Source organism: Desulfonatronospira sp. MSAO_Bac3 (assembly GCF_003838035.1).
Taxonomy (GTDB): Bacteria; Desulfobacterota; Desulfovibrionia; order Desulfovibrionales; family Desulfonatronovibrionaceae; genus Desulfonatronospira; species Desulfonatronospira thiodismutans.
The window spans coordinates 1-1409 of sequence record NZ_QYZY01000258.1; the positions used below are offsets into that span (position 1 = coordinate 1).

Consider the following 1409-nt stretch of genomic DNA (forward strand, 5'->3'; position numbering starts at 1 on the left):
GATCCGACAAAAAGTACTTGATGGTGCTGTCGTGAATATTTGTCGTGCTCATGCTGGTATAATACTCCCTTCAAGGCAGGCTGGCAAGCACTTTCACAAAGATCTCAACTTAGGATCTGTTACGATATAAGTGTTATATTTGTCTTATTGTTCCCACGCTCTGCGTGGGAACATTCCCTGGACGCTCAGCGTCCACAATGACCGCAGGAGCGGTCGGGCTACGCTCCCACGCAGAGCGTGGGAGCGATAAACCCCCAGATTATGCAAACATTATGTAACACATATTTTATGACAAACCCTAATTTATTACGAAAACAGATTTTTCCTGGGTTAGAGATTGAAATGTTTGACATTTATCCCGCGATGAGCAAAACTTGTTTTCAGGTTTAAGTCGCGGCGGATTTGTCCGATATATTGGGTAAGGCGCCAGTCGAAACCAACGGAGGTACCCATGCAGATAAAAGGATTTCCCACCGGGATTCAGACATATGAGCAGTCCAAGACAGAAAAGACCAAGGCGGACAAGGGCTCCAGCCAGAGTTCATCTCAGGCCCAGAGCGGAGACAGGGTCACCTTGTCCCAGGGGGCGAAGCTGCACCAGACCGCCATGAAGGCGGCAGGCAACAGTGATGAAGTCAGGATGGAAAAGGTACAGAATCTCAAGGAGCGGGTTGCAGACGGATCATATCAGCCGGATGCCCGCAGGACCGCCGAGAAGATGATCCGCGAAGATCTTGAAAACTGGATGGGTGGAGCTACAAATGAGTAATATCGGAGTGGTCGGGCACACTTCTTAATTCCGAAAGAAGTACCCGGCTTCTTGTTCCCGGCTCGGCCTGCACACTCTGCAGGCCGAGCTTTTTTTTGGAATTTATCACTATAGGACCGCTGAGATTCAGGGTGGCGGATTCTGGGTTGCCGCTGGGAATGGAAACAGTAACCATGATGGCCAGATCTTTTTTGTCTTCCACCTGAAGAACATTCTCCTCCACGCTGCTCAGGCGCACCTCGAACTCCCTGATAAACGAGAAAGGATCAGCCACAAGCAGGCCCAGCCTGGAATCATCCAGACTCTGCAGCAGCAGAAAAGGCGAATCCGGCTTTATCTGCAGCAGGGCGAACTCCTTGAAGCGCTCCATCCCGATGAGACCGCGGGGAAAGTGAATGGACTTGTCCTCCTCCAGGATGAACTGTCCCAGTCTTGTGTCTACTTTTTTCTGTTCTGTCTGGTCCATAAGTCAGCTGCCGCCATAAAGTCCTGGGAACAGGCCAGTATAGCCTGCTCGTTTTCCTGTTGAATCTTTTTGAACACCTCTTCCCGGTACACCGGCAGGTCTTCGGGCACTTCTATGCCCAGCTTGACCTGTTTGCCCTTCATGCTCAGCACGGATATGATTATGTCCTCGCCC

3 protein-coding genes are annotated in these 1409 nt (G+C 50.7%); 1 reads left to right on the plus strand and 2 read right to left on the minus strand.

Annotated features, from left to right (window positions below):
• Window positions 1-451: 451 nt before the first annotated feature.
• Window positions 452-769 (plus strand): flagellar biosynthesis anti-sigma factor FlgM, encoded by a 318-nt coding sequence (gene flgM, locus D5S03_RS08915; RefSeq protein ID WP_287043580.1) that lies wholly within the window; start codon window positions 452-454, stop codon window positions 767-769.
• On the opposite strand, the gene fliW is transcribed toward flgM, so the two are convergent.
• Together fliW and D5S03_RS08925 are read right to left on the minus strand one after the other, a co-directional pair.
• The gene (gene fliW, locus D5S03_RS08920; protein ID WP_287043582.1) at window positions 756-1235 is read right to left on the minus strand and encodes a flagellar assembly protein FliW; all 480 of its coding nucleotides are present in this window, start codon (window positions 1233-1235) and stop codon (window positions 756-758) included. The two genes, flgM and fliW, sit on opposite strands and share 14 nt — an antisense overlap.
• Window positions 1208-1409 (minus strand): carbon storage regulator (locus D5S03_RS08925; protein WP_287043584.1); only part of this gene is annotated, 202 nt, incomplete at its 5' end. The genes D5S03_RS08925 and fliW, both read right to left, overlap by 28 nt.